The following is a 21,577-nucleotide window of genomic DNA, read 5'->3' on the forward strand; positions in this document are numbered from 1 at the left end:
GTTGGTTTATGTTCAATGAATTATTTCAAGAGAAAAATGTCTACAGAAATCTTGTGGGTGGAAGATGGATTGAAAGCAAAACAGGTAAATTAATTGACATATATTCTCCCATTGACGGTTCATTAGTTGGAAGAGTTCCTGCTATGAGCAAGGAAGAGGTAAACTATGTAATTAAAAATGCTAATGAAGCTCAAAAGGACTGGATGAATTATCCCATAAACAAGAAGGCGGAGATATTATACAGGGCAGCAGCTATACTAGACGAGAGAGCTGAGGAAATGGGCAAGATATTGACCTATGAAACTGCTAAGGACAGAAAATCTGCTGTGGGTGAAATAAATAGAACTGCAGATTTTATTAGGTTCACTGCTGATGCAGCTAAATCTTTAGAAGGGGATGTGCTTCCTGGAGACAGCTTCCCAGGTACTAAAAGAAACAAGCTTTCTTTCGTTAGAAGAGTACCTTTAGGTGTGGTACTTGCTATTTCTCCCTTTAATTATCCAATAAATCTTTCAGCTTCTAAGATAGCACCTGCTTTAATGGCTGGTAACTCTGTGGTGCTTAAGCCACCAACACAGGGAAGCATATCCAGCTTATTCCTAGCACAGGTATTTAAAGCTGCCGGTGTTCCAGATGGAGTATTAAATACTGTAACTGGTAGGGGTAGCGAAATAGGTGATTATATAGTTACTCATCCAGAAATTCATTTTATTAATTTTACTGGAAGTACTGATGTCGGTGCTCATATATCAGAAATAACCTCTATGAAGCCATTGCTTCTGGAGTTAGGTGGTAAGGATGCTGCCATAGTTCTGGAGGATTCTGATTTAGAGCTTGCTGCAGATAATATAGTTTCTGGCGCTTTCTCATACTCAGGACAGAGATGTACTGCCGTGAAGAGGATTTTGGTAGTAGACCAGGTGGCTGATAAGCTAGTGGAGCTTCTGACAGAGAGAATTAAAAAGCTTAAGGTAGGGGATCCTAGGGAGGAAGGAACTGTTATAGTTCCTTTAATAAATGAAAAAGCTGCTGATTTTATCATGGAGCTGGTGGAGGATGCTCTTCAAAAGGGTGCTAAAAGAGTCTATGGTGAAAAGAGAGAAGGAAATCTTATCGAGCCCATGCTCTTTGATAATGTAACCTTAGATATGAGAATAGCCTGGGAGGAACCCTTTGGGCCTGTTCTTCCTGTTATAAGAGTAAATAATATAGATGAAGCTATAGAAATAGCTAATAAATCAGAATATGGTCTTCAATCCTCTGTGTTTACCAAGGATATTGATAAAGCATTTTATATCGCTGACAGATTAGAGGTTGGTACAGTTCAGATTAATAATAAAACGGAAAGAGGTCCTGACCACTTCCCATTCCTAGGAGTTAAATCCTCTGGTATGGGTACACAAGGAATCAAATATTCCATAGAAGCCATGTCAAGACCTAAGGCTGTTGTGCTGAACTTTAATAAAGACTATTAACAAATAAAGACCAGTAAACATCTAGTTTATTGGTCTTTTACATTAATTTTAAATTTTATATTATTAAATGTTTAATGCTTCATCTATGGAAGGCTTATCAAATCCAACAATAATAGAGCCATTGATATCAAGAACGGGAACACCCATCTGATTTGATTTTGAAAGCATTTCCTTACGTCCTTCTAAGTCTGTTTGAACATTTACCTCTTCGTATTCAAAGCCTTTTGCCTTTAAATAGTTTTTAGCCTTTACGCACCATGGGCAAGAGTTTGTAGTATATACCTTTATCATTTTTCTTCATCTCCTTATAATATTCAAAATCATTAATTAAATATATTATACCATATGGGGGTATATTTGCAAGGGGGTTATAAACTGAAATATTCCCTTGTATAGTAATTAATAGCTCCTATTTATAGATATGACTTGAAATGTAGGAATAATTGGATTATATTTAGTGAGATTAGTAAAAACTAAAGAAGTAAATTAATCTATGTATAATTGATTAAAAATTTTTATTGAGAGGTAAAGGAAATGGAAGAAAAAAATTATACCTTTGGTGATCCATTTATATTATTAAGCAGAGTTAATATGAAGCTCCGAGACTATTTTGATTCCCTTGAGGATTTATGTGAGATAGAAAATATCCCTCAGAAGGAGCTGGAGGAAAGGCTACAGGAAATCGGCTATGGATATCAGAGGGAGGTTAATCAGTTTAAGCCTTTATAAGTTTGTTATGAAGCGTTTAAAAATATCTTCATTGATAATAAGTAATAATTATCTTTAGTGATATAGTGGTCTAGACATCTATGACAGAAGAGTGTATAATAATCTTAAGGAGAGATTAACTATGATAGATAAAAACAGTCCTATTCCTATTTATTATCAGCTTAAACAAGATTTTTTAGATAATATAAGCAGTGGGAGATGGCAGAGTGGCCACCCTATAAATAGCGAAAGAGAGCTTTCGGAGTATTATGGGGTAAGCAGGATGACTATCAGGCAGGCTTTAGGGGAGCTCGTGCAGGAAGGAATACTATATAAGGAAAAGGGTAAAGGTACCTTTGTTTCTGAAAAGAAGCTGAGGCAAAAGGATATAATGAGTTTTTCAGAAATAATCTCAAAGGCTGGCTTCACTCTTGAAACGAAGGTTTTGGAATTCTCTGCAGTAGACACTCCTGATAAGCTTAAGGAAATTTTCTCTTATGAGAAGCTATATAAGATTGATAGGCTTCGTATGGTAGATGGAGAGGCTGTAGCAAAGGAGCTTGTATATCTTCCCGTTAGCTATTTGGCTAATATTCAGGAAGAGGAGCTTAAGGGATCTTTATTTTTCCTTTTAGAGGAAAGAGGACATTCAATAGCTTATTCAGAATCGTCCATACAGGCTGTTATGATTGATGACGGTCTTAAGGAGCTTTTTAAGGTTGATATGGAGGTTCCACTATTAAAGACCGTAAATATTGTTATGGAAAAAGAGAGCCATGTGCTTTTTTATGAAGAATCTATATATAGATCAGACAAATATTTGCTGCAAGTAAATATAATGAGGAAAGAGGGAAGAATGAGATGAAGATAGTAGTAGTAAAAGATTATGCACAAATGAGTATTAAAGGAGCGGAATTAATAGCAGAGACTGTTAAAAGTAATCCTGAGGCTGTATTAGGACTAGCAACAGGCAGCACCCCAGAGGGATTATATAGTGAGCTTATAAGAATGCATAAAGAAGAAGGTCTTGATTTTTCAAAGATCACAACAGTAAATCTAGATGAGTATTATGGATTAAGTGGAGATCATCCTCAAAGCTATAGATATTTCATGAATGAGAAGCTCTTTAACCATGTTAATATAGATAAAAACAATACTTATGTTCCTAATGGTGGAGCTGAAGATATCCAGGAGGAATGTAAAAATTATGATAAAAATATAGAGAAGCTTGGAGGAATTGATCTTCAACTTCTAGGTATAGGCGGTAATGGACATATTGCCTTTAATGAGCCTGAGGAGGAGCTAAACTTTGGCACTCACCTTACTGATTTAACTAAGGATACCATTGAAGCTAATTCTAGATTTTTTGACTCTATAGATGAGGTTCCTAAAAAAGCCGTAACCATGGGAATTGGATCTATTATGAAGGCTAAAAAAATAGTTCTTTTAGCTAGCGGAAAAGGTAAAGCCGAAGCAATAAAGGAGCTTACCAGCGGCAAAATAACTACTGATTCACCAGCTACAATACTTCAGGTTCACCACGATGTAACCTTATTTGTAGATGAAGATGCAGCAAGTCTAATTAACATCTCTAAATAAGTCTATTAATCTAATGAGATGAATCTAATAATAAATTTATGATATAATAATAGATGCAGCTTATCCTGTTTAGTATAGATAATCTAAACAGGATTTTTTGCATAGAAAATAAAAAGCTGGAGTTGATATTAAGTGGCAAAAATTAAGAATTTTTATGTATGCCAGAGCTGCGGCTATGAATCAGCTAAGTGGCTGGGAAGATGTCCTGGATGCAGCTCATGGAACAGCATGGTAGAGGAAATTAAAAATACAAAGCCTGAAAGGGAGGCAATAGTATCGAGCTCTTCTAGCCCTAAAAGAATAGGTAATATTGTATCGGGAGAAAAGGAACGCTATGATACTGGAATACAAGAATTAAACAGAGTTCTAGGGGGAGGACTGGTTAAAGGCTCCTTAACCTTAATTTCTGGTGACCCAGGTATAGGTAAGTCAACCTTGCTGCTGCAGACAGCAAATAATATCGCATTGAAATATGGAAAGGTACTTTATGCTTCTGGGGAGGAATCGGAGGAGCAGATTAAGATAAGGGGAGATAGACTGGGGGCTTCCTCAGATAATTTATATATTGTTTCAGAAACTAATGTGGGTGTCATTGCAAGATACGTAGAAGAAATGCAGCCTGCCTTTGTAATAATAGATTCTATACAAACTATGTATAAGGATACAGTGGCCTCGGCTCCAGGAAGTGTTTCTCAGGTAAGAGAATGTTCTAATGAGCTTATGAGAATAGGTAAGAATAACTCCATTCCGCTATTTATCGTGGCGCATGTTACCAAGCAGGGAGAGCTAGCAGGGCCTAGAGTATTAGAGCATATGGTAGATACGGTGCTCACCTTTGAAGGGGAAAGAACTGAGGATTTTAGAGTTTTAAGAACTGTAAAAAATCGTTTTGGAACTACCAGTGAAATTGGAGTATTTGAGATGAATAGTCAGGGACTCAGAGAAGTATATGATCCCTCTGGGCTATTTCTTCAGGAAACGAATTTCAATCAGGAAGGCTCAATAATTATTGGAATTATGGAAGGAACGAGACCTCTCCTTGTAGAGGTGCAGGCTTTAGTGAGCGATACAAAAATACCGGTGCCTAGAAGAACTGCCTTAGGAGTTGACTATTCAAGAATAAGCCTAATATTAGCCGTATTAGAGAAAAAGAATAGAGTATATTTTTATAGCTCTGATGTATATGTAAATGTAGTAGGAGGATTAAATATAGACGGAACTACTGCGGATTTAGGAATTGCATTATCCCTATTCTCCAGCTCTAAAGGGGTTTGTTCAAAGATTGAAAAAGTAGTGGCCGTAGGTGAAATAGGATTAACTGGTGAAATACGTCCCGTAGCTAATTGCGATAGGATAGTAAATGAAGCAAAAAAGTTAGGATTTAAAAATATTGTGATACCTTATAGAAATTTGGATAAAATAACTATTGAAGGAATTAATGTAATAGGGGTAAATACTCTTAAAGAGGCAATCAATAAGGTGTTTTAACCCTAGAAAACTATGAGGTAAACTATGAGGGAAGAAAACAATACGGAATTAAAAGCCATACTGAAGATTTTAGGACCTGGAACATCCTTAAGGGAAGGAATAGAAAATATCTTAAGGGCAAAGACCGGAGGGCTTATAGTAATTGGAGATAATAAGGAAATGCTGGAAACAGTTGATGGAGGCTTCAGTATAGGAGCCCTTTACTCTCCAGCTAATATTTATGAGCTGGCTAAGATGGATGGAGCCATAATAGTCAGTTCTGATGGAAAGAAAATACTTTATGCCAATGCTCAGCTAATCCCAAATCAATCTATTCCAACCTTTGAAACAGGCACAAGACATAGAACAGCTCAGAGGATAGCTAAACAAACAGGGAATCTTGTAATTGCTATTTCTCAAAGGAGAAATATTATATCAGTATATAAGGGAGAGCTGAAATACGTCCTAAGGGACAGCTCAATAATCTTAGGAAAGGCAAATCAAGCCATCCAAACTCTAGAGCGATATACAACGGTCTTAGACAGGGCTTTAAGTAATCTTAATCTTTTAGAGCTTCAGGATATGGCTACCTTGTTTGAGGTTATAACCTGTATACAGAGAACAGAAATGATCATGAGGATTGTTACAGAAATAGAAGGTTATATAGTGGAGCTTGGTGATGAAGGAAGGCTAATAGAGATGCAGCTTCATGAACTCATTAAGAATATTGAAGAGGAGGGTATTTTACTTATTAAGGATTATTGTAGGAAAGGATTAAATCATAATGATATCTATAAAAATTTACAGCTTATATCCTCTGATGAGCTCATTAATTTAGACTCTATAGCTGGAGCATTAGGCTATGAAGGTGTACCACTTATAGACACCTTAATATCTCCTAGGGGTTACAGGCTTATTAATAAAATACCAAGGCTACCTACTATGGTGGTTGATAATCTAATCAAGGAATTTGGTTATCTCAAGGGAATTATGGAATCTAATATTGAAACCTTAGATATGGTGGAGGGAATAGGGGAGGCTCGTGCGAGAGCAATTAAGAACGGTATTAGAAGAATTAAAGAGCAGATATTAGCTGAGCAGCAGATGTAGAGGCATAAAATAAACCCCCAATTAATCCGTGGGGGTATAGTCAGCTCGTAAAAATCCTAGCTAATCTTTTAAGTTAAATTAAACTTCCCAAGAGTATTGATTTTGTCATACTCTTTTAGAAGAATATCATAGAGATTAAGGTCGAGAACATTGCATAAAGAAGTTAAATAAAAAAGATTATTTCCAATTTCTCTTTCAATTACTTCTCTGCAATTGTCACAGAGCTCTCCCTTTATATGACTATTAAGGCACTGGCTCAGCTTCTGCAGTGAAGCTTCCTCAGAGTCTGAATCTTCAGGAAGAGACTGTTTACCTGCTATAAGAGTAATACATCCACAATTCGTTATAGCCTTTGCTACAGCTCTATTGACCTTTGCCTGAGACTCCTGATATTTAGTTAATATATCTAGAATGCTTCTATGTCTTAGTAGACATTCGTCTACTGAGTTCTGGAAATTGTCAAAAATTATATCCTTCATCAGTCTCACTCCTTATTAGCACCAATGCTTACTTGTAATTTAATTATAGTTATTTTAAAACAATTTTGTCAATAAAGGCTTTGTGTTTATGGTTTTATGATAAATCATATTCAATGGTTTGTATAGGGGGATGATTTAGTTAAAGTTTTATTAATAGCTTAATTGATAGAGTAATATGTGCTATAATAGCCATATTAGTAAACTATATAAATTATAAACAAAATTGAAATTCTTCAAAATAGTAAATTTTAGCTTTGTATTAATATAGTAGTTATATTATACTAAATTATGTGACTTTAAGCTTTGAAAAATTAAAATGGAGGTGGTGTACATTGCTGAAAAAAATTCTAAGTCTAGTAATAACAGGATTAGGTGTGACAATAGGGCTTTTTGTAAGTTATAATATCGTTTATGCTTCATTTGCTCAAGAGATAGACTTTTTTACAAATCCTGTGTATCGTGTACTTTCAATTGCTTTTATATCTATTTTATTCGGAATTATATTTTTCTTTATTTCACCATGGATTTATAAAGGACTTCATAAAGGTTTTGAACAAACAGCATTTCATTTTCAAAAACTAACAGCAACAGAAATATTTTTTGGAGCTATAGGAGCAATAATAGCCCTTATTATTTCATATTTTGTTGCTTCACCCCTTACGAATTTTCCGGTAGTAGGTCTTTTTACGTTTATATTAATAAACGTCCTTGCCGCTGCCTTAGGAGCTGATATAGGTGCTAAGAAAAAGGATGATATAATTGCTGTCCTAGCAAATATGAAAAAAAGCTCTGGCACAAAAGAAAAGAAGGGTAAGAATACAGCTAAAGGAGAGGCTAAGGTACTAGATACCTCCGTTATCATTGACGGAAGAATCTTTGATTTATGCCAAACAGGCTTTATTGAAGGAACTTTAGTAATTCCTAACTTTGTGCTCGATGAGCTAAGGCATATATCCGATTCCTCTGACTCCTTAAAAAGAAATAGAGGGAGAAGAGGGCTTGATATCCTTAATAAAATCCAAAAAGAGCTTAGTATTGAGGTTCAGAACTGGGAAGGAGATTTTCCTGAAATAGCAGAGGTAGACAGTAAGCTTTTAAAGCTAGCTCAGCTTCTTGGAGGTAAGGTTATAACTAATGACTATAATCTTAATAAGGTAGCAGAGTTCCAGGGAGTTTCCGTATTAAATATTAATGAACTAGCTAATGCTATTAAACCAGTGGTGCTTCCTGGAGAAGAGATGACTATTCAGATTATCAAGGATGGTAAGGAGTCCAATCAGGGAATAGCTTACTTAGATGATGGAACAATGATAGTAGTTGAGGGTGGCAAAAAGTTCATAGGTGAGGTTATAGAGGTTATTGTAACCTCAGTGCTCCAGACCGCTGCTGGTAGAATGATCTTTGCAAAACAAAAGGATACAGTTCAAAGATAAAATATAGGATGATGACAGTGAAGAAAAATATAGTAGTAATAGTGGCTGGTGGAAAAGGTACCAGGATGAATAGTGAAATTAGTAAGCAATTTATGCTTATTAATGGAAAGCCTATCATTACTTATACCATAGCAGCCTTTGATAGACACAGAGAAGTCCATGAGATAATCTTGGTTCTTCCAGAGAATGAGCTGGAATATTACAGAAATAATATTATGAATAAGTATCCCTTTAAAAAGCTTAAGGCTTTAGTAAAAGGGGGAGGTACCAGGCAGGAATCTGTGTACAATGGACTTGTAGCAGCAGAGGCCTGTGAAGTAGTACTTATTCACGATGGAGTAAGACCCTTTGTCAGTGAAGGAATAATCACAGAAGGAATTGCTAAAGCTAAAAGCTATGGAGCAGCTGCTTGTGGGGTGACTCCAAAGGACACTATTAAGATTAAGGCAGAGAATGGTTTTTCTCTAGAAACTCCCGATAGAAGTAAGCTCTTTGCAGTACAGACTCCTCAATGCTTCTTATTTCCAATAATTAAAGAGGCACATGAAAAAATAAAAGAGGATAATATAGCTGTAACTGATGATACTATGGCTGTAGAGGCTATAGGTAAGAAGGTATATCTCTATGAGGGCAGCTATGACAATATTAAAATAACCACAGCTGAAGATATTATAATAGCAGAGAGTATTTTAAGAGCTGAGTTAAGCTAGCTGCTGTAGTAATTTTGGTTGACAAGGGATTTAAACGATTATATAATGATTTCGATAAAATAAAGGCTGTGAAGAAAGAATAGTAGAAACCACATACAGAGAGAAAATCAATGGTGAGAGATTTTTAAAGGTTTTGAACCCGCTTTTGAGCTGAGGAATCCGGTTTAATACCGTTAACATTATTAGAGTACAAATTTAGGTGGTACCGCGACGAAAGCTCGCCCTAATACAATAGGGGGGCTTTTTTTTATAAGCTTTATCCTATGTTATTGAGCTTAACTTAGGTATTAAAAGTTTCAAAAATAGCATTAAAAAATTTTTAAAAGTGATAGAACAAACAGGAGGTTATGGCGATGAAAATGTCTAAAATGCTTAATTTAACCATGAGGGAAACTCCAGCTGAGGCAGAGATAGCTAGTCATCAGCTGATGCTTAGAGCAGGTCTTATGAGAAAGATGGCTTCAGGAGTATATAATTTTATGCCCTTAGGCTTAAAGGCATTGAAAAATGTAGAAGAAATAGTAAGGGAAGAAATGAATAGCGCAGATGCTCAAGAATTTTTAGCTTCTGCTGTTATTCCAGCTGAGCTGTGGCAGGATTCTGGAAGATGGTATGCTTATGGATCAGAGCTTTTTAGATTTAAGGATAGAAATGAAAGGGAATTTTGTCTTGGACCTACCCATGAAGAGGTGTTTACTGATATAGCAAGACAGGAAATTAAGTCCTATAAGCAATTGCCGCTGAATTTATATCAGATACAGACTAAATACAGAGATGAAAGAAGACCTAGATTTGGTGTTATGCGTTCTAGGGAATTTATAATGAAGGATGCTTACTCCTTTGATAAGGATGATGCAGGCTTAGATAAATCATATTTGAAGATGCAGGAGGCTTATATAAAAATATTTAACCGCTGCGGTCTTGATGTTAAATGCGTAGAAGCAGACTCTGGAGCTATTGGTGGTTCTAATTCTGCAGAGTTTATGGTGAAGTCAGAGGTGGGAGAGGATGATGTAGTATTCTGTACTTGCTGTGATTACGCTGCTAACATAGAAAAAGCCCAGAGTACTCCAGAGCTTGCTGAAAAGGAAGAGCTTCAATCTTTAGCAAATGTGGAAACTCCTAATGTAAAAACCATTGAAGAGCTGGTAGAATTTTTTAATACTACAGAAAAGAAATTTGCTAAAACCTTAATCTACAATGCAGATGGCAGAATTGTTGCTGTTATGGTGAGAGGTGACAGAGCTGTTAATGAAACAAAGGTTTCTAATGCTTTAGGAGGAGTAACTGAGCTAAATATGGCTACTCCTGAGGAAGTATTAGAGGCAACCTCTGCGCAGGTAGGTTTCGCTGGTCCAATTGGGCTTAAGGTTACAGAGCTTTTAGTGGATACAGAAGTAGCTAACATGTATAATTTCATCGTTGGAGCAAATAAAACTGGCTATCATATATCCGGTGTAAACTACGGAAGAGATTTTGAGGGTACCGTTGGCGACTTCAGAAATATAGAAGAAGGTGAAAAATGTCCTAAGTGTGGTGGAGCTATTACCATCTCCAGAGGTACAGAGGTTGGGCACATATTTAAGCTAGGTACTAAGTATTCAAAGGCTATGGGAGCTAACTTTATTGATGAAACAGGAGCACCTCAGCCACTGGTTATGGGTTGCTACGGTATAGGTATAAATAGAACCTTAGCATCAGTGATTGAGCAGCATCATGATGAAAATGGAATTATATGGCCTCTTGCTATTGCACCTTATAAGGTGGCTATAGTTGTTGCTGTTTCAAAGAATGAGGAGCAGATGAAGGCTGCCGAAGAACTATATAATGAGCTGAGAATGAGAAAGATAGATGTTATTTTAGACGACAGGGATGAAAGAGCAGGAGTTAAATTTAAAGATGCTGATCTTATTGGTACTCCAATTAGAATAACCATAGGAAAGAAGATTTCAGAAGGCATGGTTGAGTTTAAGCTTAGAAATAGTGAAGAGTTGGAAGTCATTTCTTTAGATCAGGTGTATAATAAGATAATAGAGGAATTCAAAAAAAATAACATTGAGATTTAATGGGAGGGAAGTTTATGAAGGTTTTTAACACCCTTACAAGACGGAAAGAGGAATTTAAAACCCTTGTGCCCGGTGAGGTTAAAATGTATGTTTGTGGCCCCACGGTTTATGATTTATTCCATATAGGAAATGCAAGGACCTTCATTGTATTTGATACTATCAGAAGGTATTTGGAATTTAGAGGCTATAAGGTGAAGTTTGTACAAAATTTTACTGATATAGATGATAAGATGATAAAAAGGGCAAACAACGAAGCTATAACCGTCAAGGACTTAGGGGATAAATATATAAAGGAATATTATAAGGATGCTGATGGCTTGAGGCTTAAGAGAGCTACTATCAATCCAAGGGCTACGGAGTTTATTAAGGAGATTATTAGCTTTGTAGAGGGGCTCATAGCTAGAGGCTATGCCTATGAAGTTAATGGAGATGTATATTTTAGCACCAAGCATTTTAGTGGCTATGGAAAATTATCCGGTCAGAATATTGAAGACTTGCAGGCCGGGGCGAGGATAGATATAGATGAAAGAAAGAAGGATCCCATGGACTTTGCCGTGTGGAAGGCTCAAAAGCCTGGGGAACCGGCCTGGGAAAGCCCATGGGGAATGGGAAGACCGGGATGGCACATAGAATGCTCCTGCATGGCGAAGAACCTCCTAGGAGAAACCATAGATATCCATGCTGGTGGTTCTGATTTAATCTTCCCCCACCATGAAAATGAAATAGCACAAAGTGAGGCTCTCACAGGGAAGTCCTTTGCAAATTACTGGATTCACTGTGCCTTCTTAAATATAAATAATCAAAAGATGTCTAAGTCACTAAATAACTTCTTCACTGTGAGAGATATTTTAGAAAAGTACAATCCAGAGGTTTTAAGATTCTTAATGCTTTCAGGACACTATAGGACACAGCTTAATTTCAGTAATGAGCTATTAGATTCAGCTGCATCCTCCATGGAGAGGCTATATAATGCCCTTAATAATCTTCAACATCTTTATGATAATTCACTCTTCACTGCTCTCAAGTCTGGAGAAGAGGCTTATATAAAGACTTTAGATGGCTACAGGAATAAGTTCATGGAAAAAATGGACGATGACTTCAACACCGCTGATGGTATTTCTGTGATATTTGACCTTGTTAAGGATATAAACACAAATATTACTGTAGAAGCCTCCAAGGAGCTTATAGAAGTTGCAATGAAGCTGATAAGAGAATTAGGAGAGCCTTTAGGAATACTTCAGGAGGATAAGAAGGTAAATCTAGAAGAAGAAATAGAGGCCCTTATTGAAAAGAGGCAGCAGGCCAGAAAAGAAAGAAATTGGGCTTTAGCTGATGAGATAAGAGATGATCTAAAGGCAAGGGGAATAATACTTGAGGATACTCCTCAGGGCGTTAGATGGAAGAGAGAAAACTAATTAAAAGACTGCAGCTTGGTAAGTTGCAGTCTTTATAAGTTTTCAAGGTCTTTAATTGTAGTACCCTTTAAGCCTGTGCCGTGGCTTTCTGAATCAAAATAAGTATTTTCTAGTGAGGGATATAGATATTCTATCATTGCAAAATTTGCAATATCTACTAAGAATTCTTTGTTTCCTGTTTCTCTATATTTTTTTAATCGGATTTCTAGATTTTCCAAAGCGCTTATGAGGCCTTCCCCATAGTTTGTTTTTATTGGCCCATATTTGAAATAGCTCGTTGCCATGCGATTTTTTCTTAGTCTGTCGAACTCCTCTGAGTATTCGCTTTTTACAATCCTTTCTAATTCCATAATAGCCTCGCCTCCTTATATATAATATATCATCTTTTCTCTTCTCAGAAATTATTTTTCATATAAGAACAAGAAAAAGTAAAAAAGAGTAAACGGGAGTATTTTATAGAAAAATGGAGGTATATACTGATAGTCTTGAAATATTGATATAAATGATAATTTTTTACTGATGAAAATCATTTTCAATAATAAAAATTTGTGATATTATAACTAAAGGCATAATAATACCGCGGCAAATTCATATCATATGGAGGTTTATTATGGCAAAGATGATGGGACCGAGATTTAAACAATGTAGAAGACTCGGTTTAAATGTAATTGGACATCCTAAGGCGATGGACAGAGCAAGCAAGGGAACAGCAAGAAACGATAAGAAGCTATCTGACTATGGAACTCAGCTTCTTGAAAAGCAGAGACTTAGAGCTTATTATGGCGTAATGGAAAGACAGTTCAAGTCTTATGTACAAAAGGCTATAAAGAGCAAGGATATCAGTGGTGATGTTTTACTATTCACTCTAGAATCAAGATTAGATAATCTTGTTTATAGAATGGGCGTAGCATCTTCTATCAGACAGGCAAGACAGATGGTTAACCATGGTCATATCTTAGTAAATGGCCAGAAGGTAGATATTCCATCCTATATTGTTAAGGTAGGAGATAAGGTTACACTTAAAGAAGCTTCTAGAAAGAATCCTATTTTTGAGGATAACTTTATTAATAGACCAGGCTTTAATGTTCCTTATCTAGAACTTGATGAGGAAAATTATTCTGCTGTTTATACTAGGCTTCCTAAGAGAGAAGAGCTACCTATTGAAATCAATGAGCAGCTAGTAATTGAGTTCTATTCTAAGCTTGTAAAATAATTCTGTTTCGCTTATAAACTATAAAATAATAAAAAGCAGGGCAATGAGAATGTAAATTCATTGCCCTGCTTTTTTGCTTTACTGATTAACTGATTTTACATAATAATATCCAATTTATCACTAAATTACAATATACTGTTTTTATATGAAAAAACATTTTGTGTTAATATAATATTAATTTAAGTATACTATATTCTGTTATATAAATTTATGCTTTGTGAGCAGCATATAGTAGAAAATCATTGCTTATTGGAGAAAGTGTCTATGAGTAAAAGAAAAATTAGAAAAAGAATGATTTCTAAAAATCGACTTCCCATTATTTTATTTGGTATTGTTCTAGTGTTTGCTGTTTTAAGCTTTAGATTGTTTTATTTAATGCTTATTAAGGGTGATGAATATGCAGCCATGTCGGAGGCACAATGGACTAGCACCCTGTTCATTGATGGAAAACGGGGCAGGATATTAGATTCAAATTATAATGAGTTTGCTGTTAGTGGTGAGGTTTATAGAGTGGACCTGGATCTAACCTCTATAAGAAGCTATATTGAGAATCATAATAAAAAAAGTGACAATAAGCTTTCCATAGAAACCTTAGCTGAGGAGCTAGGGAAAATATTAGATATGAGTCCTGAAAAGGTGATGGCAAAGCTAGAAAGCAAGCTGGAAAACGGAATGTATGCTACCTCTGCTTCTTTGATAAGGCAGATAGATAAGGATAAGGCTGATAGGATAAAAGAATTAGGTATTACAGGAATAATTATTTCTGAGGATACCTTAAGATATTACATTAATGATAGCTTGCTATCCCATGTTATAGGGGTTACAGATAGTGATGGAAATGGATTAACAGGTCTTGAATATTTATATAATGATATCCTTCAGGGGACTCCCGGGGTTAGGATTGCAGAGGTGGATAACTATAACTCTCAGCTTCCTTATACCACCGCTGAATATACTGATCCTATTGATGGCAAGGATCTAGTCCTCACCATTGATGAAAATATACAGTATATAGCTGAAAAAGCGGCTGAAACAGCCTTGGAAAAGAATAAAGCTAATGCCGTAACCATTACGGTTATGAATCCAAACAATGGAGAAATATTAGCTGTGGTGAATAAACCTGATTATGATTTGAACAATCCAAGAGATGGAGCAGAAAGCTATGAAGAGCTGCAAAAGATCTGGAGAAATAGAGCTGTCAGTGATGCCTTTGAGCCAGGATCTGTGTTTAAGGTAATCACTGCGGTGGCGGCATTAGAAGAAGGGTTGGTCAGTGATAATACTATCTTCTACTGCAGCGGAAGAAATAAGATTAATGGGACAACCATTAACTGCTGGAAACCACAAGGACACGGTACTCAGAGCTTTTCTGATATTATTAAAAATTCTTGTAATAGTGGTTTTATTCAGCTTGGCCAACTAATTGGTAAGGAGACCCTGTATGAGTATATTAAGCTGTTAGGCTTTGGAGAGTATACAGGCATTGATTTGCCTGGTGAAGGTACTGGAGTAATAATGGATTTAGAGAACATTACTGAAATTGATCTCGCTACAATATCCTTTGGTCAGACAAATTCCACTACTACAATGCAATATATGGCTGCCTTTAATGCTATTGCTAATGGAGGAACCTGGATAACACCACATGTATTAAAGGAGGTTATCCATACTGATGAAAATAACATACTGATAGTGGATGATGTCTATAGTAAAGGGATAAAGAAAAAAGTTCTCAGTGAAGAAAGTACTGGATTACTGAGGAGCTACTTGGAAAGAGTTGTAACAGAAGGCTCTGGTACTGGTGCAAGAATTGAAGGGTACCATATTGCTGGCAAAACTGGAACTGCTCAAAAGGTTATAGATGGTAAATATGCTGAGGGTAAGTATGTTTCTACCTTTGTGGGTATGACTCCCGTTGATAATCCTGAGCTTACTATAATGGTGACAATAGATGAACCCAGTGCTGGTCCTTATTATGCCGGTGAAGTTGCAGCGCCAGTAGCCAATGAGGTTCTTAATAATATATTTAACTATCTAACTCTTAAGTCTGGGGAAGATGGAGATGGCTTTGGTGATAACCTATTAAAAGAGGTTGTTATCCCTGAGATTAGGGGGATGAAAAAAGAAGAAGCTCTCGAAAATCTTAAAAAAGAAGGTCTAAATAGTACCTTTAAAGGAGATGGTAATATCGTTTCATCTATCAGCCCTGTGCCAGGTAATTCTGTTAAGAAAGGTACAGAAATAGTAATTACTTTGGGGACTTCTGCAGATAATAAGGATGTGGTAGTTCCGAATTTATCTGGTTATAGCAAGCAAGCAGCAAAAGAGTTAATTGAAAAGATAGGGCTTAAGGCAGAGTTTTCAGGAGAGGGAATGGTAATAAAGCAAAGTATAACTGTTAATGAATATGTAGAAAGTGGAACTACTATTAAGCTTACTTTAGATTATATAGTAGAGGATTAGTTGTTACACATAAATAATAATATAAGGAGTTATATATGACGCAGAAAAAGAAGAATGGTCCTAAAAATAAAAAGAAGAGGACTAAAAAGAAGAGTGTTTTTAGAATTATATTGATTACTTTTTTATTCATTACTGTATCGGCTATCATAGGTGCTGGAGGTTATGTATATTCTGTTATTAAATCTGCTCCTGAATTGGATGTAGATGCTATATTAAACTTAGAACAAATTTCCATGGTGTATGATGATAATGAGGAGTTCATGGATAATGTTCCATCGAGAATTCAAAGGATTTATGTGGATATAAATGAGATGCCTCAGTTCCTTAAGGATGCCTTCGTGGCTATTGAGGATGAGCGATTTGAAACACATAATGGTATAGATATAAGAAGGCTTATAGGTGTGGTGCTTAAGGATATTAAGGTTAAGCTCACGGGCAGGGGAGCTCTTCAGGGAGCTTCTACAATAACCCAGCAGTTAATAAAAAATACTATGCTCACTAATGACGTGAAGATTTCTAGAAAAATCACAGAAATATATTTAGCTATAAATTTGGAGAAGCAGCTTACAAAACCACAAATTTTAGAGGCTTATCTTAATACCATTCCTTTAGGAGGAACTACCTATGGAGTAGAAGCTGGCTCTCACTACTACTTTAACAAAGGAGTGAAGGATCTTACGCTCATTGAAGCTGCTTATCTTGCAGGAGTTACTCAGAGTCCCCATGGATATAATGCTTTCATAGAGGAAAATGTTCAGGATCCTAGCCGTTATATTAGTAGAACTAAAACAGTTCTTTCAATGATGCTTGATAATGAAAAGCTCACTCAGGAGGAGTTCGATGGGGCTATGGCCGAGCTTGATGCTGGGAAGTTACAGGAGAGCTTTGTTTGGTCTGATGGAGGAAATAATATTATCAGTAACAAGCTGAATTATGAGTGGTTTACAAGACCTGTGATAGAGCAGGTAAAGGAAGATCTAATGAATGAATATAATTACACTGAAGAAGAGGCTGCTAATCTTCTTGAAAAAGGTGGTTTGAAGATTTATTCCACCATGGATAGAGAGCTGCAGAATTATACCCAGGAAGCTCTTGATAATGATTCTATATTAAATTCAATTAGTAAAGCAGATGAAAATGGTGTTAAACAGCCTCAGGCTTCAGCAGTGATAATGGATTATAAAACAGGAGAGGTAAAGGTTATGGTAGGAGGAAGAGGTGACCAGCCTGCTTTGTCCTATAATAGAGCTTATGATTCAGATAAGTTTAGCAGAGCAACAGGTTCTGCTATAAAACCACTTACGGTATATGCTCCAGCTATAGATTCTAGATTTGCCACTGCTGCTAAGGTTTATGAGGATAGTCCTTTAAGAGGAAGTCTTCTTTCAGAGTATGGAGGCAGTTTAAAGAACTCTCCTAATAATTATAGTGGTTATATTACTATGAGAGAAGCTGTAAGGCGCTCAGTGAATATCTATGCTGTTAAGCTGGTATATAACATGGGCAAGGGAGTAAGTGCTTCTTATGCAGAGAAGTTTGGAATAGATATGAAAAATGAAAAAGGGAATTTAGCCTCCCTAGCTTTAGGAGAATTTAGTGGCTCCACCACCTACCAGATGGCAGCAGCCTATGGAACCTTTGGTAATAATGGTGTGTATACAGCTCCAAGGCTATATACTAAGGTTGTGGATAAGGATGGTAAGGTCATATTAAAAAGTAAGATTGAAGATAAAACCGTGATATCCCCTCAGGCTGCTTATATTACATATAATTTATTAAAAGGACCTCTCACATATACAGCTACCAACGTAAGCCTTGGTTCTATGCCTGCTGCAGGTAAAACTGGAACCTCCTCTGGCAATAAGAATTATTGGTTTGCTGGACTTACACCACACTACTCCGCTGCAGTATGGGTTGGCACAGATTTAAATGAAGCTATAGATAATTATAGCAGTAATAAGGCTTCAGGCCTTTGGTCCAAGATAATGTCTAAGGCAAATGAAGGATTATCCACCACTGATATTAAAAGTCCTAGTGGAATTGTTTCTGCACAGGTGTGTAGTGTCTCTGGACTTCTTCCCACGGAGCTTTGTAGAAAAGGTCATGCAGGAAGGAGCTGTGTAGTAACTGAATATTTTGTTTCAGGTACTGTACCTAAGGCCTTGTGCGATCTTCATGTGGAGGCGGAAGTAAATTCTAAAAATGGATTATTAGCAACGGAAAACACTCCTGATAATTTAAGGGTGAAGAAGATATTTATAGTAAGAGATTATACACCTTCTGTAACCTTAGGTGATTCAAAATATGTGCTTCCTACAAAAATGGATGATACTAAGCCAGAACCGGTGAAGGATGAAGATAAGGATACTGACAAGGATAAAGCCCCAGATAAAGACGCGGATAAAAAACCGGATAAAAACCCAGACAAAGAAAATGATAAAGAAAATGATAAAGATAAAAATGAATCTAACACGGATAAGAATACCAATACAAATGAATCAGAGCAGGATAAAAACACCAATGGCGATGAGACGGGTAATCAGTCAGGTAATAATGTAGATGGGATTATTGAGGATATGGAAAATATAATAGATAGTGACTAAGGTTAATTAAATTAGCAAAGAGTTTATTTTATTTTTTTATGAGATAGCGTGTAAATTATACCGCTATCTTTTTTTGTGGGAAACTATCAATGATAGCTATCTGAAATAATCTTCTGATTAAGGAAAAATCTTTGTTAATAAAATTGTTCTTTACTATACGCAAATTATTTTCTTATTGTTCATTACAGGGTCAATTACTTTTTCTATACTTAACAATATGAGGTATTGAATTATTGATAAAAAAATAGGAACAAAGGAGGCCAGTATGAGTTCTAAGAGTAATAGTAATAATAAAGATATAATGATGAGTAAGAAAAAGATAAAAAAAGTAATTGTTCAAGGAATAATTTTATTTTCAGCTCTGGTTTTCATTGCCTTAGGAGCTTTTGGTACTTATGCATATAGTGTTATTAAAAAGGCACCGGATATAGATAGTTACGAAGTGTTAGAATTAAATCAAACTTCCGTAGTTTACGATGATAAAGAAGAATTTATGGATGCAGTTCCTTCTTCTAATAAGAGGATTTATATTGATATAGAAAATATGCCAGATTATCTTGTGGATGCCTATATAAGCATAGAGGATGAGCGGTTCCAAGAACATAATGGAATAGATGTGAAAAGAATTGCTGGAGCTGCCTATTCTACTTTTCTTGCTTTTATAAAACAGAATGGTGGAATACAAGGCGGCTCGACAATAACACAGCAGCTTATTAAGAATACTGTGTTAACTAATGAGGTGAAGCTATCGAGAAAAATCACGGAAATTCATCTTGCATTAAAGCTAGAAAAGGAGCTTTCTAAGATTGAAATACTAGAGGCGTATTTGAATACTATACCATTAGGAGGAACTGCATATGGTGTAGAGGCGGGAGCTCGGTACTATTTTAATAAAGGAATTTCAGAGGTATCATTGATAGAAGCTGCTTATCTTGCAGGAGTTACCCAGAGTCCTACAGGGTATAATGCATTTATTGAAGAAAATATACAAAATCCTGAGGGGTATTTGAATAGGACCAAGACTGTTCTTTCAAAGATGCAGGAATTAAATAAAATAACGAAAGCAGAGTATGAGGAAGCTATACAGGCTATTGATTCCGGAGTATTGCTCCAGGGCTTTTCAAGAGGGGCTGATAATTCCATAGCTGCTGTAGATAAGCTTAATTATGAGTGGTTTACAAGGCCTGTGGTAGAGCAGGTAACTGAAGCTTTAATGGAAGCTTATGATTATAGTAGAGAGGAAGCAGAGGAAGTTTTGGCCAGTGGAGGACTTAAGATTTATTCCACTATGAATAGAGAGCTTCAGAACCATGCTCAGAAAACTGTAAATAATGCTCCGGAACTTGATGCTATTGGAGTAATGGATGAGAACTCTATACCTCAGCCACAGGCCTCCGCTGTAATTATGAATTATAGGACTGGAGAGATAAAAGCCATGGTAGGTGGTAGAGGTGAACAGCCGGCCTTAACCTATAATAGAGCCTTTGATTCTACTCATTTTAGTAGGCCAACAGGTTCAGCTATAAAGCCGCTAACGGTATATGCCCCTGCAATAGATTCTAGATATGCCACTGCAGCAGAAATTTATGAGGATGCTCCGCTTACTGGAGAGCTGTTTAAAGAATATGGTGAGCTGAAAAATTCTGATAAGAAATATAGCGGTGATATTACTATGAGAGAGGCAGTAAAGCGATCTGTTAATGTTTATTCTGTTAAGCTTGTTTATGATATGGGGAGAGAGGTAAGTGCAAGATATTCAGAAGCCTTTGGGATAAGTATGGGAGATGAGTCAGCTAATTTATCATCTCTAGCCTTGGGAGAATTCAGAGGTAATACTCCCTATAAAATGTCAGCAGCCTATGGCGTCTTTGGAAATAATGGTTTATATAAAGAACCAATACTTTTCACTAGGGTAGTAGATAAAAATGGAAAAGTTATATTAGAAGGTAAATCGGAAGATAGGCAGGTGCTTTCCCCAGAGGCAGCATATATCACCTATGATTTGCTGAAGGAACCCCTGACCTATACAGCTACTATGGTGGATCTAGGAGCAATGCCTGTAGCAGGTAAGACAGGAACCTCATCAAAAAATATGAACTACTGGTTTGTAGGCCTTACACCTCATTACTCTGGGGCTGTTTGGGTTGGTACTGATGACAGCAAGGAAATAAAAGATTTTAGCAGTAATAGTGCCTCTGCCATATGGTCTAGGATAATGACTAAAGCTAATGAGGGTTTATCTACGGAGGATATTGAAAAGCCTGAAGGGATTATAGCTGCTAGGATAAGTACTAGAACTGGTCTCCTGGCCACCAGAAGAGAGCAGAATAGTGGTTTATCTATAATGGAATTGTTCATTAAGGGGACTGAACCTAAAAAATATAGCCCTGAACCAAAGAAACAGGAGCCGATAGTGGATGATAAAGAAGAGAAGGTAATTCCTGAGGAGAAACCTAAAGAAGAAAAACCGGAAGAAGAGAAGCCTAAAAAGGAAAAACCTAAAGAGGATAAGCCAAAGGATGGAGAAAAAGAGAAACCCGAAAAACCGGAGGATCCTGAAAAGCCTAAAGAGGACAATCCTGGTGATGAAGACCCTTCCGATGTTGGAGACTCAGAAGAGGGGGGCGGGAATACCCCTCCTACTGAAGAACCAGGAGATGAAAATCCTGATAGGGATGATGGAGAGGGAAATCCTTAAAACTTAATGCACAAATTAATGAGCGCTATATGCGCTCATTAATTTGTAAATTTTTTAACTTTTCTTTTTCGTTGGTTATAGTTAAAATATATAATGTGAAATAATAGATAAAATAAGGATAATATAAGGAGCATCAAT

At 36.3% G+C, this 21,577-nt stretch carries 17 protein-coding genes; 14 read left to right on the forward strand and 3 right to left on the reverse strand.

Going from position 1 to position 21,577, the window contains the following annotated elements; translation table 11 throughout:
- Positions 1 to 8: 8 nt before the first annotated feature.
- Positions 9 to 1,475, forward strand: a complete 1,467-nt coding sequence (locus ACPWSR_RS10950) for an NADP-dependent glyceraldehyde-3-phosphate dehydrogenase (protein WP_426348261.1) — start codon at positions 9 to 11, stop codon at positions 1,473 to 1,475.
- A gap of 63 nt (positions 1,476 to 1,538) precedes the next feature.
- Here ACPWSR_RS10950 and ACPWSR_RS10955 read toward each other — a convergent pair whose 3' ends face one another.
- The gene (locus ACPWSR_RS10955) at positions 1,539 to 1,766 is read right to left on the reverse strand and encodes a glutaredoxin family protein (protein ID WP_426348262.1); all 228 of its coding nucleotides are present in this window, start codon (positions 1,764 to 1,766) and stop codon (positions 1,539 to 1,541) included.
- A 243-nt stretch (positions 1,767 to 2,009) separates the two neighbouring features.
- Between ACPWSR_RS10955 and ACPWSR_RS10960 the strand changes: the two genes are divergently transcribed.
- The 5 genes from ACPWSR_RS10960 (at position 2,010) to disA (ending at position 6,359) form a co-directional block, all read left to right on the forward strand.
- The gene (locus tag ACPWSR_RS10960) at positions 2,010 to 2,204 is read left to right on the forward strand and encodes a DUF4250 domain-containing protein (protein ID WP_426348263.1); all 195 of its coding nucleotides are present in this window, start codon (positions 2,010 to 2,012) and stop codon (positions 2,202 to 2,204) included.
- Between the two features lie 121 nt (positions 2,205 to 2,325).
- Positions 2,326 to 3,048: a GntR family transcriptional regulator gene (locus ACPWSR_RS10965; RefSeq protein WP_426348264.1), complete on the forward strand. Its 723-nt coding sequence runs from the start codon at positions 2,326 to 2,328 to the stop codon at positions 3,046 to 3,048.
- Positions 3,045 to 3,782: a glucosamine-6-phosphate deaminase gene (gene nagB, locus ACPWSR_RS10970; protein WP_426348265.1), complete on the forward strand. Its 738-nt coding sequence runs from the start codon at positions 3,045 to 3,047 to the stop codon at positions 3,780 to 3,782. The genes ACPWSR_RS10965 and nagB overlap by 4 nt, the downstream gene beginning before the upstream one ends.
- A 132-nt stretch (positions 3,783 to 3,914) precedes the next feature.
- Positions 3,915 to 5,270, forward strand: a complete 1,356-nt coding sequence (radA, locus tag ACPWSR_RS10975) for a DNA repair protein RadA (protein WP_426348266.1) — start codon at positions 3,915 to 3,917, stop codon at positions 5,268 to 5,270.
- A 24-nt stretch (positions 5,271 to 5,294) separates the two neighbouring features.
- Complete coding sequence (gene disA / locus ACPWSR_RS10980) at positions 5,295 to 6,359, forward strand: DNA integrity scanning diadenylate cyclase DisA (protein WP_426348267.1); 1,065 nt, start codon at positions 5,295 to 5,297, stop codon at positions 6,357 to 6,359.
- 68 nt (positions 6,360 to 6,427) lie between these two features.
- On the opposite strand, the gene ACPWSR_RS10985 is transcribed toward disA, so the two are convergent.
- Positions 6,428 to 6,838, reverse strand: a complete 411-nt coding sequence (locus ACPWSR_RS10985; RefSeq protein WP_426348268.1) for a hypothetical protein — start codon at positions 6,836 to 6,838, stop codon at positions 6,428 to 6,430.
- 332 nt (positions 6,839 to 7,170) lie between these two features.
- On the opposite strand from ACPWSR_RS10985, the gene ACPWSR_RS10990 reads away from it, so the two are divergent.
- The 4 genes from ACPWSR_RS10990 to cysS all read left to right on the forward strand — a co-directional run bounded on the left by ACPWSR_RS10990 (position 7,171) and on the right by cysS (position 12,462).
- Positions 7,171 to 8,271: a PIN/TRAM domain-containing protein gene (locus ACPWSR_RS10990; RefSeq protein ID WP_426348269.1), complete on the forward strand. Its 1,101-nt coding sequence runs from the start codon at positions 7,171 to 7,173 to the stop codon at positions 8,269 to 8,271.
- A gap of 17 nt (positions 8,272 to 8,288) precedes the next feature.
- Complete coding sequence (gene ispD, locus ACPWSR_RS10995) at positions 8,289 to 8,981, forward strand: 2-C-methyl-D-erythritol 4-phosphate cytidylyltransferase (protein WP_426348270.1); 693 nt, start codon at positions 8,289 to 8,291, stop codon at positions 8,979 to 8,981.
- 353 nt (positions 8,982 to 9,334) lie between these two features.
- On the forward strand, positions 9,335 to 11,047 hold the full coding sequence (locus tag ACPWSR_RS11000; protein WP_426348271.1) for a proline--tRNA ligase: 1,713 nt from the start codon (positions 9,335 to 9,337) through the stop codon (positions 11,045 to 11,047).
- 14 nt (positions 11,048 to 11,061) lie between these two features.
- Entirely contained in the window at positions 11,062 to 12,462 is a 1,401-nt protein-coding gene (cysS, locus tag ACPWSR_RS11005; RefSeq protein WP_426348272.1) for a cysteine--tRNA ligase, read from the forward strand.
- A 32-nt stretch (positions 12,463 to 12,494) separates the two neighbouring features.
- On the opposite strand, the gene ACPWSR_RS11010 is transcribed toward cysS, so the two are convergent.
- Positions 12,495 to 12,812 (reverse strand): hypothetical protein, encoded by a 318-nt coding sequence (locus tag ACPWSR_RS11010; protein WP_426348273.1) that lies wholly within the window; start codon positions 12,810 to 12,812, stop codon positions 12,495 to 12,497.
- Between the two features lie 260 nt (positions 12,813 to 13,072).
- Between ACPWSR_RS11010 and rpsD the strand changes: the two genes are divergently transcribed.
- From rpsD to ACPWSR_RS11030, 4 genes are all read left to right on the forward strand, one after another.
- The gene (gene rpsD / locus ACPWSR_RS11015) at positions 13,073 to 13,675 is read left to right on the forward strand and encodes a 30S ribosomal protein S4 (RefSeq protein WP_426348274.1); all 603 of its coding nucleotides are present in this window, start codon (positions 13,073 to 13,075) and stop codon (positions 13,673 to 13,675) included.
- 264 nt (positions 13,676 to 13,939) lie between these two features.
- Positions 13,940 to 16,138 (forward strand): stage V sporulation protein D, encoded by a 2,199-nt coding sequence (locus ACPWSR_RS11020; RefSeq protein ID WP_426348275.1) that lies wholly within the window; start codon positions 13,940 to 13,942, stop codon positions 16,136 to 16,138.
- A 35-nt stretch (positions 16,139 to 16,173) separates the two neighbouring features.
- Positions 16,174 to 18,741 carry a transglycosylase domain-containing protein gene (locus tag ACPWSR_RS11025; protein WP_426348276.1) on the forward strand — a complete coding sequence of 856 codons (2,568 nt, stop codon included), beginning with the start codon at positions 16,174 to 16,176 and terminating at the stop codon, positions 18,739 to 18,741.
- Positions 18,742 to 19,006: 265 nt separating this feature from the next.
- Complete coding sequence (locus ACPWSR_RS11030) at positions 19,007 to 21,439, forward strand: transglycosylase domain-containing protein (RefSeq protein WP_426348277.1); 2,433 nt, start codon at positions 19,007 to 19,009, stop codon at positions 21,437 to 21,439.
- The last annotated feature ends 138 nt before the right edge of the window (positions 21,440 to 21,577 follow it).

The sequence above is a fragment of the Alloiococcus sp. CFN-8 genome, from assembly GCF_049943125.1.
Lineage (GTDB): Bacteria > Bacillota > Clostridia > Clostridiales > Clostridiaceae > JAEXZL01.